This window comes from Arcobacter thermotolerans (genome assembly GCF_983172305.1).
Genome location: NZ_CFAFZJ010000005.1, coordinates 110,207 through 132,781, shown reverse-complemented (window position 1 = coordinate 132,781; position 22,575 = coordinate 110,207). Strand labels below are relative to the sequence as shown.

The window sequence follows — 22,575 nt, the reverse complement described above, 5'->3', positions numbered from 1 at the left end:
ACTGGCAATATTTTTTGAAGGAAGATTAGATAGTGAACTTAAAATTTAAGTTCTGGTGTGATAGGATTTCTCCTATCAGAATTACTTTGACACGAAATATTTAACGGTCTCAAAACAGGTCTTTTAATTGCTTTAGTTATTATCACAATATTTTTAAGTTCGTTTTTTCATTTTGAACACACTTTTTTAATAGCGATTTTATTTATTTTGGCTATGAGTTGTTTAGTAGTTTCACTAATTTTATTTTTAAGAGAGCTTTTTTATACTACAAAATTTATAAACAATAAAGAGAGTTATATTCCTTAAATATAACTCCTATTATTTTTTACTTTCCATCAAACTCTTTAGAATTTACCTGTTCTATAATCTCATTTGATATTTTTAATGTTTGTTTTGCAATTTCATTTGCTTCAGATGCACTTTGCGCATTTCTTTGAGTAATTTGATCAAGGTTGTTTACAGCATCATTTATTTGAACCATTCCAACAGATTGCTCTTTACTAGCTGTTGTTACATTTTGTATTAAATCTAAAGTTATAGATATATTCTCATTCAAAGATGTGTAACCCTCTATCATGCTATTTGCAATTTCACTACCCTCTTTTGTTTTGCTTGTTGCTAACTGTACTATTCTTTTTATCTCATTTGCAGCTTCCGCACTTCTAGTTGCAAGATTTCTTACCTCTTGTGCAACAACAGCAAAACCTTTTCCTGCTTCTCCAGCTGTTGCAGCTTCAACAGCTGCATTTAGACTTAGAATATTTGTTTGGAATGCTATTTGGTCAATTACACCAATAGCCTCATTTATAGCCAATGCTTGTTTATTTATATCTTCCATAGAACTAACAGTTTTATTTGCTAAATCTTGTCCAATTTTTATTGACTCTTTTACTTTTTCACCATAACTTGCCATTTTTGTAGTTGTTTGTGTATTATTTGTGATATTTGATGTTATCTCTTCTAAAGATGCCGCTGTCTCTTCTAAAGATGCCGCTTGAGAATTTGCAGCCGTTGATATACTTTGCATATTAAAACTTAAAATATTTGCATTCTCTTTTAAAGTAATCCCAACTTTTTTATTATCAAGTAGAGTTTGTGTAATAACATCTCTTAAAATATTAATATCTTTTTCCAACTCTTTAATAATTCCCTCAAGGTCATTATCTTTTAATCTTGGTCTGAAATCTAGCTTTGAGTAAGAAGTTAAAACTGTTAAAATATTTAAAATATTACTATTTAGAGTATTTAACATCTCATTTATAATATCTTTAAGCTCATTTAACGCAGGATTATTTGAATTAACCATTATTTTTTGGTCTAAATACCCTTTATTAATACTATTTGCAACTCTTATTGTATCTGCAATTAATTCTCTATCTCTTTGAATATTTGCTTTAGTATTTGCAATATTTTTATTTATAATTTTAGACATCATTCCTAACTCATCTGTTGAATCAACACCAATTAATTTGATATCATCTTTTTCAAAATTAATAAAAGCAAAAAACTCTTCAATTCCAGCTCTTACACTAGCAACATCTATTAAAATTGTAAATGCAATTGTTCTTGCCAAAATCATAGTAATACCAATACCAAATATACTTAATAGTGAAAAAAGTATTAAATGAAAAGTTGCTTCATCTTTTTCTAAATTAATCTCATTTAGAAGATGTGTCGAAATATGATCTTCAACTTGTTTCAAAAGATTTATCTTGTTTGTAATTGTTTCAAACCAGTAATTTGGATCTACTCCAAAATTCTCTTCAATATTGCTAAAAAGTGCTATTTTTCGCATCTTTTCAACCTCTTCTATATCTTTTCCAACAACTGTTTTCAAATAAAAATCAACTATATCTTTTGAAGCAATTTTTGAGAATATATCCATATATGCAGTTTGTTCAGCTATAAGAGTATAAAATCTAGCTTTTAATCCTTCTGTAAACTTATTTTGTGCAAAAGTATTTGTACCAACTGCTCTTTCTATTCCTGTTCGCTCTTTTGAAAGTAAAAAGTTCATATAACTTCCCAACTCTTTTGTAACATTTGGACTATTTGAAAACTTTACAATAGTTCCTAAAGTATTAAGCAAAAGAGTGTTTGTATCCGTATAGTAAGCTATTGCTATAGGTGCTGCAATATTTAAACTATTTACACTATTTCTTACACCTTGTAAATCTTTTAACTTTTCTAAACCACTATTTAGATTTTTTACAAAATCATCACTATATTTTGATTTATCAAAATCTGATAAAAATTCATTTAAAAAAGTTATTTGTTTGTTTACCTCTTCTCTTTGTCTTGGTAACTCATCTTTAAACTTAACACCTTTACTTCCAATAAATCCAGCTGTCATACCTCTCTCTTTTTGAGTTTCATGAACCAGTGCACCAATTTTTGTAGATAAAATAACAACCTTATCTAAAGATTTAAGGTTTTCCAAGCTTCTGTATGAGTCATAAGCTAATTTTGCTGCTAGCAAAATTACAATAACCAATGGAATAAGCATAATTGCAATTAGCTTTTGTTTTATAGATAGTTTTGAAATCATTCATAAATCCTAAGTTTTTGTGTAAATCTACCATAATTTTGGCTATTTTTGATTAATTTACAACAATAGTAAAGGCCTATTTTTGTACAATCTTCAATTGAAAAAAATTAATTATAAGTAAAAGTAATATGAAAATAGACAAAGAATTTTTAAACAAAATTTATTACAATGGTGATTTAAATAAAAAACAGTTTGATATATTAAATATAGATTTTAGCTCTGAAAAAAATTATGAAAATGAAGCTTTAGGAAAAGAAATCTCTAAAAATGACTCAAATTTACTAATGCTTCTAAGAGGCATTGATGATTTAAAATCTCAAGAGCAAATAGTTTCAAACTACCATTTAGTATTAGAACACAACAATATAAAAGCAAATGTATATAATAATGAAGATAACAATATCTCAACATCAAATAATATTTTAAAAATATATTGTGATGGAGCTTGTAGCGGAAATCCTGGAAATGCTGGAAGTGGAATAGCCATTTATTTTGATGACAAAAATCCAGTTTTATTATATGGTGATTTTATTGAGAGTGGAACAAACAATATTGCTGAATTAAATGCTTTATACAAAGCTTTACAAATAGCGGATGAGTCAAAAATTAATAGTACTATATCTATTTTTACAGACTCAAAATATGCAATAGATTGTATATCAACATGGGCATATTCATGGAAAAAAAATGGTTGGAGTAAAAAAGGTGGAGAGATAAAAAATCTTCCTTTGATAATAAAATCTCATGAGCTTTTTGAAAAGTTAAAATCAAAAATAAACTTAGAGTATGTAAAAGGTCATAGTGGAGTTGAAGGAAATGAACTAGCAGATAAAATGGCAATAAATGCGATAAAACAAAAATCTATTGAGTATAAAAGCTTTAAATACCAGAATATAGAGGAAGTTTTAAAAATAAAATAGTATTAATAAAAATTTTTGTTACATTTGGCTAATATTTAATAATAAAAAAATTAAGGAAAAGAACTAATGCTAGAGAAAAAAGGAACTATACTTTCAGTTAGAGAAGATTTAAAAGTTTTTGATTGTACTATTAGAGATGGTGGACTTGTAAACAACTTTTATTTTAGTGATGAGTTTGTAAGAGCTCACTATGAAATGTGTGTTGCTAGTGGTGTTGATTATATGGAAATAGGAAAAAATGTATCTCCAACTTTGATGAGTGAAGATGAGTATGGACCTTGGAATTTCTGCAAAGAAGAAGATATAAGAAGAATTGTTGGAGAAAACAAAACAGATCTAAAAATAGCTGTTATGAGTGATATTGGAAGAAGTTTAAAAGAGGAGCTTAGACCAAAAAATGAGAGTGTTGTTGATATGATTAGAATCGCAACATATATTCACCAAATCCCAGCAGCAATTGAACTAATAGAAGATGCACATGCAAAAGGTTACGAAACAACTGTAAATATAATGGCAATTTCAAAAGTATCAGAAAAAGAATTAGATGAAGTTTTAGAGGCTTTAAGTAAAACAAATGTTGATGTAATTTATATAGCTGATAGTTTTGGATCATTTTATCCAGAACAAATAAGAGATTTAGCTGGAAAATACCTAGGTTTTGCAGAAAAATCAGGTAAAAAAGTTGGAATTCATGCTCATAATAATCTTCAACTTGCATATGCAAACACTTTAGAAGCTATGATTTATGGAGCTAGCTTTCTTGATGTTACAGTTTCAGGACTTGGAAGGGGAGCAGGAAATTGTCCGCTAGAGCTTCTTTTAGGGTTCTTAAAAAATCCAAAATATAAACAGATGCCTGTTTTAGAGTTTATAGAAAATTATATTGTTGATTTAGAGAAAAAACTTGACTGGGGATATAGTATTCCTTATATGATAACAGGTCAATTAAATGAACACCCAAGAGCTGCTATGAAAGCAAGAGATGAAGGTGATACAAAATATAGAGAGTTTTTTAAAAATATCTCTTTTATGGAGTAGATAAAATCTACTCTAAAAAAACATATAATATTATGGTCTAAAATGCTAATTTCAAATGGATCAGCACTAAATATACTATTAGCAAACAATAATAGAGTTTTAAATGATGCTTTAAAAGAGGCAGATAATAAAACTCTAAATAATCTTTTAAAACAAGATAGTTCAAACTCTTCAAGCTCTACAAATACAGCTGCTAGTTCTATTTTAAAAGAGGTTTTAAACTCAATTAAAGATGGAACAAAATCAAATAGCTCTTTGGAAAATATCTTAAAAAACTCAACTGCTTTTAAAGATTTAGGAAATCTATCTTCAAATTTATCATCTTTATTAGAAAGTATTAAAGATGATGAATCTTTACAAAAATTTAAACCACTTTTAGAAAATTTTTTAAAAAATATAAAAGATGTAACTGCTGATAATTTAAAAGAACAGATAAAAAATAGTGGTATTTTCCTAGAAAATAAGTTATCTTCAAATCCAAATGCAAAACTAGAAAATCTTTTGCAAAATATCTCAAATCTTCTAAAAACTATAGATACTCCTGAGGCAAAAAATAGCAGTCAAATAATTGATAACATTTTAAAAAATATACCAAAAGATGGCTCTTTAAAAGGTAGTGAGTTAGTAAATAATCTTAAAACATTAGTAAGTTCCTTACAAAATCTAAGTAGCTCTTTAAATTCTAATCAAACACAAACTTTAAATAATCTTGCAAATGAATTAAAAAATTTCATACAAAATGGCTCAATAATAGAATCAAAAACTGAAAATTTAGTTCAAAAAACATTAACGCAAACACAAACTTATGAAGATGAAAATATAAATAGTGCCAATAATATTAAATCATTAATCAATAATCAAGTAAAAGAGCTTTTAAATCAAATAAAACAAGATTTAACACAAAATCAAAATATAATACAAAATAAAAATATTTTAACTTTGATTGATAAGCTAATTGCATTACCAGACCTATTTTCAAAAAGTGAAGCTATTTTAAATAGTGTACAAAACAGTAATATCTCAAATTTTTCAAATAATTTTGCTACAAATTTAAATCCACTTTTAACTGCGTTAAAAGAGAGCCTACAAGCTATTAATCCAAAAAATATAGAGATACAAAATCAGATAAACTCTTTGATAAAAAAAGTAGAAAATATTATTCAAGAATATACAAATAATCAGTTAGACAATCCAAAAGATAATCAAAAGCTTGATAATGATTTCAAATCAATCCTTCTTAAAATGCAAGATGAAGTTGCACAAAAAACAGATATAAAGTCTCAAGATAGCTTAAAAACGATAAACAATCTTTTAACTCAAATTGATATGCAACAACTAACTTCACTTGTTTCAAACTCTAATTTTGTATATATTCCATTTTTTTGGGAGATGTTAGAAGATGGTACAGTTGAGATTAAAGAGAAAGAGGAAGATAAGTTTTTTTGTCAAATTAAACTTACTCTAAAAGATTTTGGAAAAATTGATTTAATGCTTTCAATGTATGATGAAAATAAACTTGATATGACTATTTATGCTCAAAGAGAGCATTTTAAAGTTACACTAAGAGATAATTTGCAAAAGTTAAAATTGGCTCTAAATGAAGCAAATATTATACCTATGCATATAAAACTTCTTGATATGAAAGAAGAGAGTGAAAATAAAGAGCAAAAACCAACAAATGTTTATCAAAATAATTATAACAACGATTTTATAACTAGCTCACGAATTGATATAAAGGCATAATAGATGCAAGAAGATAATCAAAAAGTACAAAAAGCAGTAGCTTTACAATATGATAAAAATACAAATAATGCTCCTAAAATAACTGCAAAAGGAAAAGGTGAAACAGCAAATAACATAATAAAAATTGCAAAAGATAACAAAATTCCTATAAAAAAAGATGAGGATTTGGTTGAATTATTATCTAAAATAGATATAGATAAGGAGATACCAACTTCGATGTACAAAGCTGTTGCAGAAATTTTTGCATTTATTTATGAATTATCAAACAAAAGGTAAAGAATGATTTTAAAAAAGATTATAATAAAAGACCAAAAAGAGTTATATAGGCATAAAAACTATCTTCTTGGATTAGATTTAGAATTTAATAGCACAAAAAAAGAGTATTCAAATAGTAGCGAAATAAATTTTGATAATCTATTTGAACTAACTGAGTTTTTAAAAAATCATAACTTTACATACAGTATAGTTGAAGAAAAAATAACTGATTTTAAAAAGCAGATTTTGGCAAAATACAAGACACTTCAGATTGATAGTAACAACATTTTTATTGTAGAAAAAAATAGTGAAAATAAAATATATCTTCTTAATCAGATAAAAAACAATATAAATATAGTTGATTTAAAAAAGTCAAATATGAAGATGTATAAAATTCCAAAAAATAGTTTGGAAAACTCAAATTTAAGTATAAAAGTTCTTGAAATATTGGCTTCAAATAAAGGTGATTTTGAAGAACTCTTTGATATTTTTGCAATACTTGAAAATCAAGATTCACAATCTATTCTTTACTTAGAAAAATTAAAAAAATTTAAATATTTTTGTATTTCAAAGATAAATGAACAACAAAAAGATATGTTTTTATGTAACTGCGTACCAAATTTTTTCCCTGAAACAAACTTTTATATAAAAGGAAATAGAGTTTTTTCTGACTATACGCAATATTTTCTAAACTACGAACAAGAGATTAAAATTTGGAAATATTTATATTCAAATAAAGATTTAGTAGGAGTTTACAAAGAGCCTAGTTTATATGAACTTTTTGTAGGGAGAAAAATTTATATTTTTGATGAATTTAAAAATAGAGTAAAAGTTATAATAAAAAACGCACAATATTTAGAAAACAAAGGAATTAGTATAACACTAACAAATGGAGTATCTAGTCAAAAAATATCTCAAATATTTACAAAAGAAGAGCTTCTAAAAAGAGTAATAGAAGCTAGAGATTAAAACTCAATATCCTTTACCATTGCTATTTCATTACAAATTGGGAATAGTTTACACTTAATACAATCTGCCCAAATTTTTTGCTCAGGTATATCTTCTTTTGGAATCTCTCTAAATCCACATGAATTAAAAAAATCTTTTTCATAAGTAAGAGATAAAACCTGTTTTATTCCATAAAATTTCGCCTCTTCTACACACTTTTCAACAAGTTTTTTACCTAAGCCTAAACCTCTAAACTCTTCATTTACTATCAAGCTTCGAACTTCTGCCATTCTTGCAGAGTGAATATGTGTAGCTGTAAAACCAGCCATTTTACCATCTACTTCAACAACAATATATGATCTAATAGTTGTAGCCATTTCATCTTCTGTTCTTAAAAGAATTATTCCTTTTTCAACTTCTGGACGAACTAGCTCTTGCATTTTTGGAATATCAAGAACTGTTGGCTTATAAAATCTAATTTCCAAACAGATGCTCCGTAATTTTATTTTGAAGATCAATTATACCTTTTTTCTTTAAGTTTGAAACAAAAATTCCATCTGGAAAATCTCTTTTTAACTTATTTAGCTCAGCACTATTTAGTTTATCTATTTTTGTAAAAGCATTTATAATTATTTGATCACCTCTTTTTATATGTTTTACAAATTCATCAACATTTTTATCAATCTCCAAATCGCTATGTCTAGCATCTATTAAATGAACAAATATTTGAAGATTTGGTCTTTGTTCTAAATATCCAGTAAGATTTCTATTCCAAGCTGCTTTTAATGTTTTAGCAACTTTAGCATATCCAAAACCAGGTAAATCAACAAATCTTGCATAAACATAAGGATTTTCAATATCTTGAGTTTTAAATTTAATCTCAAAATAGTTTATAAGTTGAGTTTTACCAGGAGTTGAAGATGATTTAGCCAAACCTTTATGCTTTGTTAAAGAGTTTAAAACTGAAGATTTTCCAACATTTGATCTTCCTAAAAAAGCAACTTCTGCTACTGATGGTGGTGGTGAATCTTCAATACTTTGAGCCGATTGTAAAAATTTTGCATCTATTAAGTTCATACTATTTTTTTTCGCCTCGTTCAATATTTATAATAAACTTTACAGGTTTATTTTCAGTTCCTTTAACTTTTGCTTCACCTGTTAGCTGATTTATATAAATATTATCTCCATAAATTTTTCTATCATCATTTTTCTCATGAACATATCCATTTCCAATAATTAAATACTCCTCTTTTAAAGGTACATAAATAATTTTATCACCTTTTCCAACATAGTGTTTATCTTTTGAAATAACCTCAAAATCGGCATCACCAGTAGCTTCATATTTAGTTGCTACCTTATTTTTTGTATTTTTATCTGTTTCAAAAAATACATCAACTTTTTGTGCATTTAACTTATCTTCTGCCATTCTTATTTTTACATTTCCTGTAAAAGTAGAAATTCCTTTGTTATCATCTGCTTTGAAATCTAAAGCATCTATTACTAATGTTTCACTTTGTGCAAACAAAAGTGAAGAACAAAAAAACAAACCAACTAAAACTTTTATACTATTTTTTATCATCTTTTCCCTTTCTCTTTTCTATATCTATCTCAAAATGCGTATTTTTAGAATTTATAATATTTTTTTCACTCTCTAAATACAAATTTTCTCCATTATATTTATGTGCATAATACTCTGCTTTAAAAGGAGAACTATTTTTTGCAATTTTATTTAAATCATCATAAATCATCTCTTTTGTATCTATTTTGATAAAATCATCTCTTTTATACTTAACATTATTTTTTAAATTATAAATAGCACCCTTTTTTACTATAAAATCTGCTTTAATATTTTCACTTTTAAAATTCTTTGCAATATTGTTGTTTTTTAAAGTAATATCACCATAATACATCTCATCTCTAGTTTCATATCTTACAGCTTGTTTAGCAACAATTTTTTTAGTAACCATATTTTCATCTAAACTATACATTACTGGGTTTTCAAATATAAAAAGAGCTATATCCTCTTTTTTCAAATCTTTTTTTATTTTATCAATTGGTAAGAAATAAAAAATTATTGCTAAAACAAGAGATATAAAAACAAATATTTTTAAAGCCATAAGTTTAAAAACTCCTCTTCAAGCCCATCCTCTTTTAAAATATACTCTATCATCTCTCTTGCTGCTCCACTTCCACCACTTTTTTTGCAAACTATATTTACACTATTCTTTACGAGTTCATGTGCATTTTGCGGGGCAAAAGATAAACCAGCTTTTTTTAACATCTTTAAATCATTCAAATCATCACCAATAGCAGCAACTTGATTGTAGTTTAAATTCTCTTTTTTTAATATCTCATCAAGAACTTCTAATTTATCTTTTACATTTTGGTATAGATACTCTATTTTTAGCTCATTTGCTCTATACTCAACAATCTTTGACTCTCGTCCTGTAATTATTGCAGCTTTTTTTCCTAAATGTTTTGTCCAAAAAACTATTGCAAAACCATCATTTACATTAAATGTTTTAAACTCTTCAAGGCCACTTGAATAAGTAATATCACCATTTGTTAAAGTTCCATCAACATCAAAAACTAAAAGTTCTATCATAAAACACCTTTTGTGCTAGGTATTCCAAGTTTTTCATTTTTTACTAAAGCTCGTCTTAATGCAACTGCAAAAGCTTTAAATGTTGCTTCAATAATATGGTGTTTATTTCTTCCTCTTTCAGATATTAAATGAAGAGTAATTCCAGCATTTCCACTTAAAGCATGGAAAAACTCCTCTACTAATTCAACATCAAACTCTCCAACTTTTCCACTTATATTTACTTCATAAACCAAAAAAGGTCTATTTGATAAATCCAAAGCACATGTAGTTGCTGCTTCATCCATAACAACTGTTGCATTTCCATATCTCTCAACTGCTTGTATAGGGAAAATTGCTTTTTTCAAAGCTTGTCCTAAAACTATTCCACAATCTTCAACTGTATGGTGATAATCTATATGTAAATCACCTTTGCACTCCAAATTTATATCAATTCCACTATGCTTACTCAAAGCTTCAAGCATATGGTCAAAAAAACCAACACCTGTATTTATAGAAAAATTTCCACACCCATTTAGCTCTAAACTACACTTAATTTGTGTCTCTTTTGTATCTCTTTTTATCTCTACCATTTTAAAATCCTTATTGAACTACAATTGCATTTGTTAAACTATTTTTTGCTTTAAAATTTTGTCCATCATCATAAGATGAAAAACCTCTTATATAAACTCTATAAATTCCACCATTTTCAACATACTCTATCTTTTTTGATGGGAATTTTGCTTTATACTCATCTACTGTTTTTAAAGCTCCTGCTTGTAAGCTAAATGCTCCTACTTGAATACTAAATTTTCCCCCAGAAGAAGATTTTGAGCTCTCTTTTGAACTACTTTTTGAAGTTGTAATAGGTGCTGAAACCATACCAATATTAGTATTAATATTTGTAGCTACTACATCATCTTCAATTACTTCTATTTTTTCAACTTCAGGTTTTTGTTCAATTGAGTTTACATTTGGAGCATTTTTATCATCAACTAATCCATTATAACCCAAAACAGTAACTTTAACCCTTGCTGTTCCTTTTCTAACCATATCAATCTCATGAGCTGCTTTATTTGATAAGTCAATAATTCTTCCAGCAACAAAGGGTCCTCTATCGTTTATTCTAACTATTGTACTTCTTCCGTTATCTAAGTTATCAACTCTTACAACTGTATTCATAGGTAGAGTTTTATGTGCAGCTGTCATAGCATACATATTATAAATCTCACCATTTGAAGTCTTTTTTGCATGAAAATCTGGTCCATACCAAGATGCAATTCCATCAAATTGGTCTCCAACATTTGCAACAAAAGGATAATATCTAATACCAAAAACATTATAAGGTCTCATTGTAGCTCTATGCATAGCTTCGCTATTATTTATACTCTTATCACCTGTATCCTTACGATATGAACTATAATCATAAGTTTGTTTAGTAGAACAACCTGTAAATAAAAAAGATGAGCAAAAAATTAAAAACGCTATACTATAAATTCTATTTGATAATTTCAATATTCTCTCCTATTTTCAACTTACTACCACTTTTTTTATTATCAGTTTTAAGCTTTTTTACACTTACTTTATATTTTTTTGCAATAGCCTCTAGAGTATCACCTTGTTTTACTTTATGAATAATTTTATTTGTAGTTAAATCTTTACTATTTTTATTTGCATCAAAAGAAGATTTGTTATTTGAATCATTTTTTACTTTTTCTAAAGTTGCTTTATTTTGTGTTACAGCTAACTCTTTCATATTTGAAATTTTGTTGTTAAATAACTCAACTTTTGTATGAGGAATATAGAAGTTATAACTATTTTTGTCTGCTGGTACCATCTCTTTTAAAAGATGTTTATTTATAGTTTTTAACTCTTCATAACTCATAGAAAGCTCATCAGCAATAGTTTTTAACTTTAATCCTTTATTTAAATTAACTTTTTCTAAATCATACTTTGTTTTTTTATCTAAATTTTTAAATCTATCACTATTTTCAAGAATTGCAAAAGATACCAACATATTTATATAATTTACACTAGTTTTTGGTAAATAATCTCTTTTTGAATTATGTTTTAAAAGATAAAGATAATCAAAATGTCCAGATTTTAAACCCAAATCTTTGTAAATAGTGTATAAATTATCTATCCCTTTTTTATTTTTTGTATAATCAGCAATGTATAAATTATAAATTTTTATCACCTTATCATGATACATAGTTGGGTGTTCATCTAAATATTTATCTAAAGTAGCTCTTGCTACTCCATGAATAATTCTTCCCTCACCTGCATTATAAGCTAAAACAGACAAATACCATTTTCCAAATTTTTTATAATATCTTCTTAAATAGTTTGTGGCAGCATCTGTTGATTTTATTAAATCTAATCTCTCATCAACAAACTCATTTCTCTTTAATTTAAGATTACTAGCAGTTAAAGGCATAATTTGCCAAAGTCCAGAAGGACCATTTTTATTAACTAAATTTTTAAAACTTGACTCTATTAAAGGCAAGAAAAAAAGTACTTTTGGAAGATTTTTTAGCTCCAACTCCTCTTTTACAATTTTTGCATTTAGTGATGATTTTTTTATTAAGTTATCATAATACTGAATTTTCTTTGTAGTTGATAGTTCTTTATATTTTAATTTAAAAGATTGTTCATTTAAAAATTCTTTTGGAAGATTTAGCTCTTCTAAGACAGCTATATTTTGTTCAGGATTATTTGCAAAAACAGAAGAGATTAAAATGGTTATTGTTACTAAAATTTTTTTCAAGGTTTCCTCTTTATTTTAGAATTCTTTGATTATACCTAAGAAATATTAGAAAACTCTTTAAAAAGATTTTTGGCATTATTTGTAGTAATACTTTGAATCTCCTCATCACTAATATTTAAAATCTCTGCCATTTTTTGAGCTACATATTTTGTATAATATGGCTCATTTCTTACTCCCCTATAAGGATGCGGCGTTAAATATGGGGCATCTGTTTCTATTAGGAGTTTTTCTTTAGGAATTAAAGGCAAAATTTCTACTAACTTTTTTGCATTTTTAAAAGTAACAACTCCACCTATTCCAAAATAAAAATTCATATTTGCTAAAGGAAGAAGATGAGCACTTGCATTAAAACAGTGTAAAACTCCACCTAAATCTTTTGAAGCATATTTTTCCAAAATCTCTCTAGAATCATTTGAAGCCTCTCTAATATGAATAATCAGTGGTTTTTTATACTTTTTTGCTAAATTTATTTGAGAAATAAAAACCTCTTTTTGTTTTTTTATATTCTCTTGCTTCTCAATTTCATTATCTGGAAGTCTATAATAATCTAATCCGCATTCGCCTATTGCTATGCATTTGGGGTGATTTACATATTTTTCAATAACTGCTTCATCATACTCATCTATATCATAAGGATGAATTCCAACAGCAAAAAAAACTTCATCATATTTTTCACTTAGATCTATTGCTCTTTTAAGCGTTTCAAAACTTGCCCCTGGAATTAAAAAAGCATTAACTCCAGACTCTTTTGCATTTGTTATAACTCCATCTATATCGCTTAAATAAGCTTCATTATCAAGATGGCAATGAGTATCTATAATAATTTTTAAACCTTTAAGATAAAAATCTTTTATTTAAAAGATTTATTAAATTATTTATCTGAGAAATATCTGAATATTTTATCCAAGCATCTATTCCAAAGTTTTTGAAAGCATCATAATCACTCTCATCTTCTATTACTGCAATAGAAACAAATTTTTCCTTACAAACACTATGCTTATTCTCTTCATACTCAAAAATAGATTCTATGTCTAGTATCGCTATATCAGCTTTACCTTCACCTTTAGAGTGAAAAGACTCAACTTCAAATTCTGGATTAAAAAGAGACTCATCAATTTGACAAAAAGTTATGATTTTCATATATCCCCCCAATATTTTAAATAATTTTGTATTCTATGCTAAATAGTATTAAATTACAATATATATCTTGTAACATCAACATTATCTACTATCTTCTCAAGTTTTTCTGATACTAACTGGCTAGTTACAACTACTTTTGAACCTTTTTTCTCATCTGCATCAAAAGATATATCTTCAATAACTTTTTCAATAACAGTGTGAAGTCTTCTTGCACCTATATCTTCTGTTTTTTCATTTGCTGCAACACTATATTTAGCAAAAGCTCTTATAGCATCATCATCAAATTCAAGTTCAACATCTTCAACTTTTAAAAGAGCTTTATATTGTCTTAAAAGTGAATTCTTTGTGTTTGTTAAAATCTTATAAAGAGCATCTTCATCAAGACTTTCTAACTCAACTCTAAGAGGAAATCTTCCTTGAAGTTCTGGTATTAAATCACTTGGTTTTGATACATGAAATGCACCAGCTGCAATAAACAAAATATGATCAGTTTTTATGTGTCCAAATTTTGTTTGAACTGAACTACCTTCAACTATTGGAAGCAAATCTCTTTGAACACCCTCTTTTGATGGATCTTGCCCTTGATTTTTCTTTCCACTTGCAATTTTATCTATCTCATCTATAAAAATAATTCCGCCATTTTCAGCTCTTTTTAAAGCCTCTATTTTTATAGCTTCAGTATCTAGTAAACCTTCGCTAGCAACACCTCTTAAAAGAATTTTTGCATCTTTTATGCTTACTTCTTTTTTTATTTTTTCTTTATTTAAGCTTCCTAACATTTTGTTAAGACTCTCTTGCATAGAACTCATATCAAATGGTAAATTAGAATCAATTATCTCTACATGAGCTTTTTTAGGTAGTTCTATCTCTATTTTTTTATCATCTAAATCACCATTTAATAACTTCTTTTCCATTAGATTATAAGTTTTTATAAACGACTCTTTTGCATTTTCACTTGCACTATCAGGAAGTGGAGGTACTAATTTTTCAATGATCTTTTTATTTACTTCATCATCAATTTTATCTTTAATTTTTTCTTCATACTCTTTTGTAACAAGATTTATACTTTCATAAAGAAGGTCTCTAATCATAGATTCAACATCTCTTCCTACAAACCCAACTTCTGTATATTTACTAGCTTCTACTTTTACAAAAGGAAGACCCATCATTTTTGCCATTCTTCTTGCAATTTCAGTTTTACCAACTCCTGTGCTTCCAATCATTAGAATATTTTTTGGCATAATCTCTTCTTGTAGATTTGGCTCAACTCTCATTCTTCTATAACGATTTCTTAAAGCTAGAGCTATGGTCTTTTTTGCATCTTTTTGACCAATAATATAATCATCTAAATAAGCAACAATCTGCCTAGGTGTCATATCCATACTGTTTTTATTCCTCTATTTTTAATATTTTTATATTTTGATTTGTATAAATACAAAGCTCACCAGCAATCATCAAAGACTCTCGAACTAGTTCTTCTTCATCAAGCTGTGAATGTTTTGCTAATGCTCTAGCAGCAGAGATTGCAAAATTTCCACCACTTCCAATACTTGCTATCTCGCCATCTTCAGGCTCAACAACATCTCCATTTCCGCTTAAAATAAATATTTTTTCTTTATTTAAAACTATCATCATAGCTTCAAGTCGTCTTAAATACTTATCTTTTCTCCACTCTTTTGAAAATGCAATAACAGACTTTAATAAATCACCTTTACAAGTTTCAAGATGAGCTTCAAACATATCAAAAAGATTAAAAGCATCTGCTGTACTTCCTGCAAAACCTGCTAAAATTTGACCTTTATACAAAGTTCTTATCTTAGTAGCATTTCCTTTTAAAACAGTGTTTCCAAAAGATACCTGTCCATCTCCACCAATAACAGCTTTATTTTTACCTTTATAGGCTAAAATCGTAGTTGCGTGAAACATAATTAACCAGCGATTATATCTATTTTTAACGTTGCATTTACCGAGTGTCCTAATTTACAAGAAACTTCGTAAATACCAATAGTTTTTAATTTATTATCAACAACTATACTTTTTTTATCAACCATAATAGAGAACTGTTTTTCAAGTTCTTCACTTATCTCTTTATTTGTAACACTTCCAATAAGTTGTCCATTTGCTCCAACTTTATGTCTAATTGTAAGTTTTGTTGAATTTATTTTCTCTGATAACTCTTTTGCAGCTTTTATCTCTTCTTCCTCTTTAAGTGCTAGTTTTTTTTGTTCTGCATTATGTTTTGCTATAACTTCATTTGTTGCTTGTAAAGCTAAGCCTTTTCCTATTAAAAAATTTTTACCATATCCATCAGCTACTTCTTTGATTTCACCTGCTTTTCCTAAAGTTTTTACATCTTTTATTAATAATACTTTCATTTACTTTTCCTTTAATTTTTAACTCATCATTCTACTATTAATTTTTTTAAAGCCATATAAAAAGTATTAAAGCTACTTTTTATCAAGCGCAATTGCCCTAATATCTCTCTTTTTTACATAACTATTTAAACCTATATGGTTGTTATATCCTAAAAGTTTTGCTATTTTTCTAACACTAAGTCCCATACCAAGAAGCTCTTCTATTTTATCCCTTTGCTCATCAAATTTTGATTTTTGAATAGTACCTTTTGGTTTTCCAAGAGGAATACCATCCTCTTTTTTTGCATTTAGTGCCTCTTTTGTTCTCAAACTTTGAAGCTCTTTTTCTAAAGATATAGTCATTTTTATAATATTTAAAATCATCAATGTGAGCTTATCCTCGTTACTTAATAAATCTAAATTTTGTTCAACAACAATTATTCTTATTTTATTTGATAACAAAAACTTTACAATCTCTAAAATCCTATCAATAGTTCTTCCAAAAACATTTAAGTTTGCAACAATTATTGTAGAGTTCTTTTCACAATTTTCTAAAAGTTGAATAATATTTTTCTCTTGAGAAGGTCTATTTATATCTATTTCAATATGTTTATAAATAGTTAATGAATTTTTTAAAATATATTTAGAAATAAGCTCTTTTTGTTCATCCGTATAACTCATATTATTTCGATTTTTTCTAATATATGTGAAATTTTTTGACATTTTTACACCTCTTTTGTAATAGTTTTATGTATAAAAGTTTATACAAAATGTTATCTTTTTAATATTTAATAAAAGCTTATACATATTTTTATATAAAATAAAACTTGAAGCTTTTATTTGATAGTATAAAGGTTTTTATAATTAAATTATTCAAGAGGTAAGTATTGAAATTAACAGTTGGAATTTCAGGTGCTAGTGGAGTAAATCTAGCTTTGAAATTTATAAAACAGATACCAAAAGATATTGAGATTTTTGTCGTATTTTCAAAAAGTTCAAAAAAGGCTTTAAAACTAGAAAATGGTATAAAAACGAAAGAAATTTTTAAAGATTATGAAAATATAACACTTTTTAAAGATAAAAATATAGGTGCTTCTTTAGCTTCTGGATCATTTAAAGTTGATAAAATGATTATTCTTCCTTGCAGTTCAAATACTTTGGCAAAATGTAGTGTGGGAATTGCTGATAGCTTAATTACTAGAGCTTTTTCTGTAATGCTAAAAGAGAAAAGAGAGATTATAATAGCTCCAAGAGAGTTACCTTTAAATACAATAATGTTAGAAAATATGCTAAAACTTTCAAATTTAGGTGTTGTGATTGCACCTCCAATTTTGGGATATTATAGTTCTCAACAAACTTTAGAAGATATGGAAAATTTTATTATTGGAAAGTGGATGGATCTATTAAAAATAGATCACAAACTATATAAAAGATGGAAATAGATATGAAAAATAACGATTATAACTATACTGGTTCATATAAAAAAGCTATTTATAGTGGGACTTTTGACCCAATTACTATTGGACATTTAGACATTATTGAAAGAGCAATAAAAGTTTTTGATGAAGTTATTATAAGTGTTGCAAAAAGTGAAATGAAAAAACCTATGTTTTCTCATGATAAGAGAGTAGAGTTTGTAGAAGCATCTACGAAGCATCTTAAAAATGTAAGAGTTGTAGGATTTGATACTCTTTTAGTTGATTTGGCAAGAGATTTACAGATTAATACAATAATCAGAGGATTAAGAGCTGTTAGTGATTTTGAATTTGAACTACAAATGGGATACGCAAACTCTTCAATCAACCATAATCTTGAAACAGTTTACCTAATGCCAACACTAGAACATGCATTTGTAAGCTCTACAATTGTGCGAGAAATTATAAGATTTGAAGGCAGATTTGAACATTTAGTTCCAAAAGAGGTTTTAAAATGTATGTAGTTATTGAAGGAATTGATACAGCTGGTAAATCTACTCAACTTGAAATTTTACAAAATAGATTTAAAGATGCTATTTTTACAAAAGAGCCAGGTGGAACTGCTCTAGGTATAAAGCTAAGAGAGATGATTTTAAGTGGAGAAGCAAATAGTAGTTTAGCTGAAATGTTTATGTTTCTTGCAGATAGAGCCGAACACACTCAAGAGATAATATTAAAAAATAAAAATAAATTAATTGTTAGTGACCGTTCATTTATATCTGGAATTGCTTATGCAAAAGATAGAAAAATAGATGATTTAATAGAATTAAATCGTTTAGCAACTTCAAATAATTTTCCACAAAAAGTAATTTTACTAGAACTTAAAAAAGATGAATTACAAAAAAGGTTGTCTCAAAAACCAAATGATAGTATTGAAAAAAGAGGATTAGATTATCTTTTGGATATTCAAGCAAGATTAAAAGAGACTATTTTAAAACTAAATATTAAACACATTTTTATAGATGCAAGTTTAAATATAGATGAGATTGCAAAAAAGATTGAGGATTTTATAAATGCTAAATAGTACAAAAACAATTCAAAGTTTAAGAGGAATGAAAGACATTGTAGGAAGTGATAGTGAACTTTTTACATATTTTATAGAAAATGCTTCAAAAATAGCACAAAAATATGGTTTTTCTTATATAGAGACTCCACTTTTAGAAGAGACGGCACTTTTTAAACGAAGTGTTGGTGAAAGTAGCGATATTGTAAATAAAGAGATGTATCAATTTATTGACAAAGGGCAAAATGATGTATGTTTAAGACCTGAAGGAACAGCTGGAGTTGTAAGACATTTTGTAGAGAAAAAACTTGATCGTGCTGGTGGAACTTACAAGTGGTACTACTATGGTCCTATGTTTAGATATGAAAGACCTCAGAAAGGAAGATTAAGAGAGTTTCACCAATTTGGTTGTGAAGTTTTTGGAATATCAAATGTTTATGAAGATGCAAATATTATTATGCTTATTCGTGAAATTCTTGAATATTTTGGTATTGGATTTACTTTAAAACTAAACTCTTTGGGTTGCGTTGAGTGTATGCCACAATATAAAAATAATCTAGTAAATCATCTAAATAGTTTTAAATCTGAGTTGTGTGAAGATTGTAATAGAAGAGTTGATACAAATCCAATTAGAGTATTAGATTGTAAAAACGAAAAGTGTCAAACTCTTTTAAAAGATGCTCCAAAAATAACAAATAGTTTATGTAGCTCTTGCGATAGTGATTTTGAAAAGCTAAAAGAGATTTTAGATTTTAATAAAGTAGATTATGAAGTTGATTCAAATTTGGTTCGTGGGCTTGATTACTACAACAAAACAGCTTTTGAGTTTGTAAGCAATGAAATTGGTGCTCAAAGTGCAATTGCTGGTGGTGGAAGATATGATAGATTGGTTGAATATCTTGGTGGAAAAAGTACAGCTGGAATTGGTTTTGCTATTGGTATAGAAAGATTGCTAGAGCTTGTAAAAATGAATAAAGAGCAAAAAGAGTTTTTATATATTGGTGTTTTAGATGAAAGCTCTTTAAACAAAGCATTTGAAATAGCAATTAAAAAAAGAAAAACAACAAAAACTTATCTTGAATACACACCAAGAGGGTTTGCAAAACATTTTGGTATTGCAGAAAAACTAAATTGCAATATTGTTGCGCTAATTGGAGAAAAAGAGCTAGAAAATGGAATAATTTATACAAAAAACTTAAATACAAAAGAAGAAAATAATATAATTTTAGAGGATTTTTAATATGAAAAACAGATATGGAATAGATATTTGGAGTGATGATAATTTTTTTATTGAAGATGGAGTTGTAAAAGTAAACTACAAACCATATCCATCTTTAATCAAAATTGTAAAAGATGTAAGAAAACAAGGATTTAAAGGACCCCTACTTTTAAGATTCCCTCATATTACGAAAAAACAAGTTAAAACACTTTTTAACACTTTCAATGCAAGTATAAAAGAGTATGATTATAAAGGAAAATTTAATGCTGTTTTCCCTCTAAAAGTAAATCAGTTACCAAATTTTATTCATCCTTTAGTAAGTTACGGGAAAAAATATAATTATGGTCTTGAAGCTGGAAGTAAAGCTGAATTAATTATTGCTATGACTTACAACAATATGGGAAGCCCAATAACTATAAATGGTTTTAAAGATAAAGAGATGATACATCTATGCTTTATTGCTAAATCTATGGGACATGATATTACAGTTATTATTGAAGGTTTAAATGAGCTAGAGATGATTTTAGAAGTTCTAAAAGAGACAAAAATGGAAGCTCCAAATGTAGGTTTAAGAGTAAGACTTCATAGCGGTGGAAGTGGTGTTTGGGCAAAAAGTGGAGGAATTGACTCTAAATTTGGACTTACTTCAACGGAAATTTTAGAAGCTTTTGAGCTTATGCAAGAAAATAAACTTGAAGATTTATTAACAATGATTCATTTTCATATAGGTTCTGCTATGAATACTATTAAACCTTTGAAAAAAGCTCTTAGAGAGTCAGGTCATATTTATGCTGAACTTAAAAATCTAGGTGCAAAAAAACTTAACTCTATAAATATTGGTGGAGGATTAAGTGTAGAATATAGTGCTTACGAACAATCTAGATTTTACTCTCTTGCTGAATTTGCAAGTGATGTTGTATTTACTTTAAAAGATATTGCAAAACAAAAAGGAGTTGAAGAACCAAATATTTTCACTGAATCAGGAAGATTTATAAGTGCAGCTTCAACTGTTCTTATAACTCCTGTTTTAGAGCTATTTTCAGCTGAATATGAACTTGATCACTTAAAACTAAAAGAGACAAATCCTCCTTTAATAGAAGAGTTAAGAGAACTTTTCAAAGATATGACAAAGAAAAAAGCATATGAGTTTATGCACGATAGTATAGACCATTTAGAATCACTTTTAACTCTTTTTGATTTAGGTTATATTGATTTACAAGATAGATCTAATGCTGAAATATTAACTCATCAAATTATTAAAAAAGCTATTTCACTTCTTCAAGTTGATGATTATGAAGAGCTTAAAAGATTTGATAAAAATATTCAAGAAAAATATCTACTAAATTTCTCACTTTTCCAATCTTTACCTGATTATTGGGGAATAGATCAAGAGTTTCCAATTATGCCAATAACTCATTTGGATAAAAAACCAACAAGAAGTGCAAGTTTATGGGATATAACTTGTGATAGTGATGGAGAAATTCCTTTTGATATGAAAAAACCTCTATATTTACATGATGTAAATCTAAATAAAGAGGATTATTTCTTAGGATTTTTCAATGTTGGTGCATATCAAGATACTTTAGGGATGAAACACAATCTTTTCTCCCATCCAACAGAAGTAAATGTTGTATTTAAAGATGAAGAGGTAATTTTAGAAAAACTTTTAGAATCTCAAAAAATTATAGATATTTTAGATGATATTGACTATGACACACAAGAGATGCAAACAATTTTAAGTAGAAATCTTCCAAGTGAAACTTATGAGATATTAAAAAAATATTTAGATGATAATAGTTATTTAAAGACTATATGGAGTTATTATGATGACGAATGAGATAAAAAACGAAGAAGAAAAAATATCTTTATGGAGTCAAATTAAAGAAGATTTTTCTGTTCCAAAACTAAATGATCCAGCTTTTAACTCAAACTTTGAGATATTTTTTAATTACCCTGGAGTTTGGGCAATAATAAATCATAGGGTTGCTCATATTTTATATAAAAAAGGTTTTGAAAAACTTTCAAGAGCTATTTCTGGAATATCATCTTTTTTTACAAAAACCGATATTCATCCAGCTGCAACAATTGGAAGAAGAGTATTTTTAGACCATGCAATTGGAGTTGTTATTGGTTCAACTTCTATTATAGAAGATGATGTTTTAATATATCAGGGTGTAACCTTAGGTGGAGTTAGTCTTAATAAAGGAAAACGACACCCTACAATTAAATCAAATGTAGTTATTGGAAGTGGAGCAAAGATTTTAGGAAATATTACAGTTGGTTCTAACTCAAAAATTGGAGCTAATTCTGTTGTAGTTACTGATGTTCCTGAAAACTCAACTGCTGTTGGAGTACCTGCAAGAATTATCAAAAAAGATAATAAAAGAGATAAAATGGCTCATAATGAACTACCTGATATAAACAAAGAGATGTTTAAATATCTAATAGAAAGAATCACTATTTTAGAAAATAATATAAAAAAAGAGAATCAGTGCGATTGTGATATAAATGAAAAAAATGAAATCTTAGAAAAAGAGTATCTTTGTTTCATAGATGCATTAAAATCAAATAAAAAAGAGTAATT

Annotated in this window: 27 protein-coding genes; 12 read left to right on the top strand and 15 right to left on the bottom strand. The window is 27.3% G+C overall.

Annotated elements, in window-relative coordinates; genetic code table 11:
• Positions 1 to 96: 96 nt before the first annotated feature.
• Positions 97 to 306, top strand: a complete 210-nt coding sequence (locus AC5LG6_RS06035; protein WP_498585963.1) for a DUF2721 domain-containing protein — start codon at positions 97 to 99, stop codon at positions 304 to 306.
• Positions 307 to 325: 19 nt separating this feature from the next.
• Here AC5LG6_RS06035 and AC5LG6_RS06030 read toward each other — a convergent pair whose 3' ends face one another.
• A complete protein-coding gene (locus tag AC5LG6_RS06030; protein ID WP_498585960.1) occupies positions 326 to 2,548 on the bottom strand; it encodes a methyl-accepting chemotaxis protein in 2,223 nt (740 codons plus the stop codon).
• A 128-nt stretch (positions 2,549 to 2,676) separates the two neighbouring features.
• On the opposite strand from AC5LG6_RS06030, the gene AC5LG6_RS06025 reads away from it, so the two are divergent.
• The 5 genes from AC5LG6_RS06025 to AC5LG6_RS06005 all read left to right on the top strand — a co-directional run bounded on the left by AC5LG6_RS06025 (position 2,677) and on the right by AC5LG6_RS06005 (position 7,473).
• Positions 2,677 to 3,468, top strand: a complete 792-nt coding sequence (locus AC5LG6_RS06025) for a ribonuclease H family protein (RefSeq protein ID WP_498585959.1) — start codon at positions 2,677 to 2,679, stop codon at positions 3,466 to 3,468.
• 66 nt (positions 3,469 to 3,534) lie between these two features.
• Entirely contained in the window at positions 3,535 to 4,506 is a 972-nt protein-coding gene (locus tag AC5LG6_RS06020; RefSeq protein WP_066220705.1) for an aldolase catalytic domain-containing protein, read from the top strand.
• Between the two features lie 42 nt (positions 4,507 to 4,548).
• On the top strand, positions 4,549 to 6,249 hold the full coding sequence (gene fliK / locus AC5LG6_RS06015) for a flagellar hook-length control protein FliK (RefSeq protein WP_498585958.1): 1,701 nt from the start codon (positions 4,549 to 4,551) through the stop codon (positions 6,247 to 6,249).
• A gap of 3 nt (positions 6,250 to 6,252) precedes the next feature.
• Positions 6,253 to 6,525, top strand: a complete 273-nt coding sequence (locus AC5LG6_RS06010; RefSeq protein ID WP_066358791.1) for an EscU/YscU/HrcU family type III secretion system export apparatus switch protein — start codon at positions 6,253 to 6,255, stop codon at positions 6,523 to 6,525.
• A gap of 3 nt (positions 6,526 to 6,528) precedes the next feature.
• Complete coding sequence (locus tag AC5LG6_RS06005) at positions 6,529 to 7,473, top strand: hypothetical protein (RefSeq protein ID WP_498585957.1); 945 nt, start codon at positions 6,529 to 6,531, stop codon at positions 7,471 to 7,473.
• Here AC5LG6_RS06005 and AC5LG6_RS06000 read toward each other — a convergent pair.
• From AC5LG6_RS06000 to AC5LG6_RS05935, 14 genes are all read right to left on the bottom strand, one after another.
• The gene (locus tag AC5LG6_RS06000; protein WP_081560661.1) at positions 7,470 to 7,937 is read right to left on the bottom strand and encodes an N-acetyltransferase; all 468 of its coding nucleotides are present in this window, start codon (positions 7,935 to 7,937) and stop codon (positions 7,470 to 7,472) included. The two genes, AC5LG6_RS06005 and AC5LG6_RS06000, sit on opposite strands and share 4 nt — an antisense overlap.
• Positions 7,927 to 8,529: a ribosome biogenesis GTP-binding protein YihA/YsxC gene (gene yihA, locus AC5LG6_RS05995; protein WP_066220713.1), complete on the bottom strand. Its 603-nt coding sequence runs from the start codon at positions 8,527 to 8,529 to the stop codon at positions 7,927 to 7,929. The genes AC5LG6_RS06000 and yihA overlap by 11 nt, the downstream gene beginning before the upstream one ends.
• 1 nt (position 8,530) lies before the next feature.
• Positions 8,531 to 9,031, bottom strand: a complete 501-nt coding sequence (locus AC5LG6_RS05990; protein ID WP_066155194.1) for an LptA/OstA family protein — start codon at positions 9,029 to 9,031, stop codon at positions 8,531 to 8,533.
• Complete coding sequence (locus AC5LG6_RS05985) at positions 9,018 to 9,569, bottom strand: hypothetical protein (protein ID WP_498585956.1); 552 nt, start codon at positions 9,567 to 9,569, stop codon at positions 9,018 to 9,020. The genes AC5LG6_RS05990 and AC5LG6_RS05985 overlap by 14 nt, the downstream gene beginning before the upstream one ends.
• Entirely contained in the window at positions 9,560 to 10,057 is a 498-nt protein-coding gene (locus AC5LG6_RS05980; protein WP_498585955.1) for a KdsC family phosphatase, read from the bottom strand. Before AC5LG6_RS05980 ends, AC5LG6_RS05985 begins: the two co-directional genes overlap by 10 nt.
• Positions 10,054 to 10,626 carry an imidazoleglycerol-phosphate dehydratase HisB gene (gene hisB, locus AC5LG6_RS05975; RefSeq protein WP_498585954.1) on the bottom strand — a complete coding sequence of 191 codons (573 nt, stop codon included), beginning with the start codon at positions 10,624 to 10,626 and terminating at the stop codon, positions 10,054 to 10,056. Before hisB ends, AC5LG6_RS05980 begins: the two co-directional genes overlap by 4 nt.
• A 10-nt stretch (positions 10,627 to 10,636) precedes the next feature.
• A complete protein-coding gene (locus tag AC5LG6_RS05970; protein WP_498585953.1) occupies positions 10,637 to 11,548 on the bottom strand; it encodes a septal ring lytic transglycosylase RlpA family protein in 912 nt (303 codons plus the stop codon).
• Positions 11,532 to 12,800 carry a lytic transglycosylase domain-containing protein gene (locus AC5LG6_RS05965; RefSeq protein ID WP_498585952.1) on the bottom strand — a complete coding sequence of 423 codons (1,269 nt, stop codon included), beginning with the start codon at positions 12,798 to 12,800 and terminating at the stop codon, positions 11,532 to 11,534. The genes AC5LG6_RS05970 and AC5LG6_RS05965 overlap by 17 nt, the downstream gene beginning before the upstream one ends.
• A 35-nt stretch (positions 12,801 to 12,835) precedes the next feature.
• Entirely contained in the window at positions 12,836 to 13,618 is a 783-nt protein-coding gene (locus AC5LG6_RS05960) for a TatD family hydrolase (RefSeq protein ID WP_498585962.1), read from the bottom strand.
• 16 nt (positions 13,619 to 13,634) lie between these two features.
• Positions 13,635 to 13,940 (bottom strand): hypothetical protein, encoded by a 306-nt coding sequence (locus tag AC5LG6_RS05955; RefSeq protein ID WP_066155217.1) that lies wholly within the window; start codon positions 13,938 to 13,940, stop codon positions 13,635 to 13,637.
• A gap of 53 nt (positions 13,941 to 13,993) precedes the next feature.
• Positions 13,994 to 15,322, bottom strand: a complete 1,329-nt coding sequence (gene hslU, locus AC5LG6_RS05950) for an ATP-dependent protease ATPase subunit HslU (protein WP_498585951.1) — start codon at positions 15,320 to 15,322, stop codon at positions 13,994 to 13,996.
• Positions 15,323 to 15,329: 7 nt separating this feature from the next.
• Complete coding sequence (gene hslV, locus AC5LG6_RS05945) at positions 15,330 to 15,866, bottom strand: ATP-dependent protease subunit HslV (RefSeq protein ID WP_066155224.1); 537 nt, start codon at positions 15,864 to 15,866, stop codon at positions 15,330 to 15,332.
• Between the two features lie 2 nt (positions 15,867 to 15,868).
• A complete protein-coding gene (gene rplI / locus AC5LG6_RS05940) occupies positions 15,869 to 16,315 on the bottom strand; it encodes a 50S ribosomal protein L9 (RefSeq protein WP_498585950.1) in 447 nt (148 codons plus the stop codon).
• A 72-nt stretch (positions 16,316 to 16,387) separates the two neighbouring features.
• A complete protein-coding gene (locus AC5LG6_RS05935; RefSeq protein WP_066358806.1) occupies positions 16,388 to 17,017 on the bottom strand; it encodes a recombinase family protein in 630 nt (209 codons plus the stop codon).
• 164 nt (positions 17,018 to 17,181) lie between these two features.
• Between AC5LG6_RS05935 and AC5LG6_RS05930 the strand changes: the two genes are divergently transcribed.
• The 6 genes from AC5LG6_RS05930 to cysE are packed head-to-tail and all read left to right on the top strand — an operon-like array spanning position 17,182 to position 22,573.
• Positions 17,182 to 17,736, top strand: a complete 555-nt coding sequence (locus AC5LG6_RS05930; RefSeq protein ID WP_066220738.1) for a UbiX family flavin prenyltransferase — start codon at positions 17,182 to 17,184, stop codon at positions 17,734 to 17,736.
• A 2-nt stretch (positions 17,737 to 17,738) separates the two neighbouring features.
• Positions 17,739 to 18,233, top strand: a complete 495-nt coding sequence (gene coaD, locus AC5LG6_RS05925) for a pantetheine-phosphate adenylyltransferase (RefSeq protein WP_066220742.1) — start codon at positions 17,739 to 17,741, stop codon at positions 18,231 to 18,233.
• Positions 18,224 to 18,793: a dTMP kinase gene (gene tmk / locus AC5LG6_RS05920; RefSeq protein WP_498585949.1), complete on the top strand. Its 570-nt coding sequence runs from the start codon at positions 18,224 to 18,226 to the stop codon at positions 18,791 to 18,793. Before coaD ends, tmk begins: the two co-directional genes overlap by 10 nt.
• Entirely contained in the window at positions 18,783 to 20,012 is a 1,230-nt protein-coding gene (gene hisS / locus AC5LG6_RS05915; RefSeq protein ID WP_498585948.1) for a histidine--tRNA ligase, read from the top strand. The genes tmk and hisS overlap by 11 nt, the downstream gene beginning before the upstream one ends.
• Before the next feature lies 1 nt (position 20,013).
• Positions 20,014 to 21,828: a biosynthetic arginine decarboxylase gene (speA, locus tag AC5LG6_RS05910; protein WP_498585947.1), complete on the top strand. Its 1,815-nt coding sequence runs from the start codon at positions 20,014 to 20,016 to the stop codon at positions 21,826 to 21,828.
• Positions 21,818 to 22,573: a serine O-acetyltransferase gene (cysE, locus tag AC5LG6_RS05905; RefSeq protein ID WP_066358818.1), complete on the top strand. Its 756-nt coding sequence runs from the start codon at positions 21,818 to 21,820 to the stop codon at positions 22,571 to 22,573. Before speA ends, cysE begins: the two co-directional genes overlap by 11 nt.
• Positions 22,574 to 22,575 lie beyond the last annotated feature (2 nt).

Coding starts and splice junctions, on each gene's coding strand:
- speA (WP_498585947.1), top strand. CDS start 20,014: ATGAAAAACAGATATGGAATAGATATTTGGAGTGATGATAATTTTTTT.
- AC5LG6_RS06005 (WP_498585957.1), top strand. CDS start 6,529: ATGATTTTAAAAAAGATTATAATAAAAGACCAAAAAGAGTTATATAGG.
- coaD (WP_066220742.1), top strand. CDS start 17,739: ATGAAAAATAACGATTATAACTATACTGGTTCATATAAAAAAGCTATT.
- cysE (WP_066358818.1), top strand. CDS start 21,818: ATGACGAATGAGATAAAAAACGAAGAAGAAAAAATATCTTTATGGAGT.
- hslU (WP_498585951.1), bottom strand. CDS start 15,322: ATGGATATGACACCTAGGCAGATTGTTGCTTATTTAGATGATTATATT.
- AC5LG6_RS05980 (WP_498585955.1), bottom strand. CDS start 10,057: ATGATAGAACTTTTAGTTTTTGATGTTGATGGAACTTTAACAAATGGT.
- AC5LG6_RS06020 (WP_066220705.1), top strand. CDS start 3,535: ATGCTAGAGAAAAAAGGAACTATACTTTCAGTTAGAGAAGATTTAAAA.
- AC5LG6_RS05990 (WP_066155194.1), bottom strand. CDS start 9,031: ATGATAAAAAATAGTATAAAAGTTTTAGTTGGTTTGTTTTTTTGTTCT.
- yihA (WP_066220713.1), bottom strand. CDS start 8,529: ATGAACTTAATAGATGCAAAATTTTTACAATCGGCTCAAAGTATTGAA.
- AC5LG6_RS05955 (WP_066155217.1), bottom strand. CDS start 13,940: ATGAAAATCATAACTTTTTGTCAAATTGATGAGTCTCTTTTTAATCCA.
- tmk (WP_498585949.1), top strand. CDS start 18,224: ATGTATGTAGTTATTGAAGGAATTGATACAGCTGGTAAATCTACTCAA.
- hslV (WP_066155224.1), bottom strand. CDS start 15,866: ATGTTTCACGCAACTACGATTTTAGCCTATAAAGGTAAAAATAAAGCT.
- AC5LG6_RS05985 (WP_498585956.1), bottom strand. CDS start 9,569: ATGGCTTTAAAAATATTTGTTTTTATATCTCTTGTTTTAGCAATAATT.
- rplI (WP_498585950.1), bottom strand. CDS start 16,315: ATGAAAGTATTATTAATAAAAGATGTAAAAACTTTAGGAAAAGCAGGT.
- hisB (WP_498585954.1), bottom strand. CDS start 10,626: ATGGTAGAGATAAAAAGAGATACAAAAGAGACACAAATTAAGTGTAGT.
- hisS (WP_498585948.1), top strand. CDS start 18,783: ATGCTAAATAGTACAAAAACAATTCAAAGTTTAAGAGGAATGAAAGAC.
- AC5LG6_RS06025 (WP_498585959.1), top strand. CDS start 2,677: ATGAAAATAGACAAAGAATTTTTAAACAAAATTTATTACAATGGTGAT.
- AC5LG6_RS05935 (WP_066358806.1), bottom strand. CDS start 17,017: ATGTCAAAAAATTTCACATATATTAGAAAAAATCGAAATAATATGAGT.
- AC5LG6_RS06010 (WP_066358791.1), top strand. CDS start 6,253: ATGCAAGAAGATAATCAAAAAGTACAAAAAGCAGTAGCTTTACAATAT.
- fliK (WP_498585958.1), top strand. CDS start 4,549: ATGCTAATTTCAAATGGATCAGCACTAAATATACTATTAGCAAACAAT.
- AC5LG6_RS06030 (WP_498585960.1), bottom strand. CDS start 2,548: ATGATTTCAAAACTATCTATAAAACAAAAGCTAATTGCAATTATGCTT.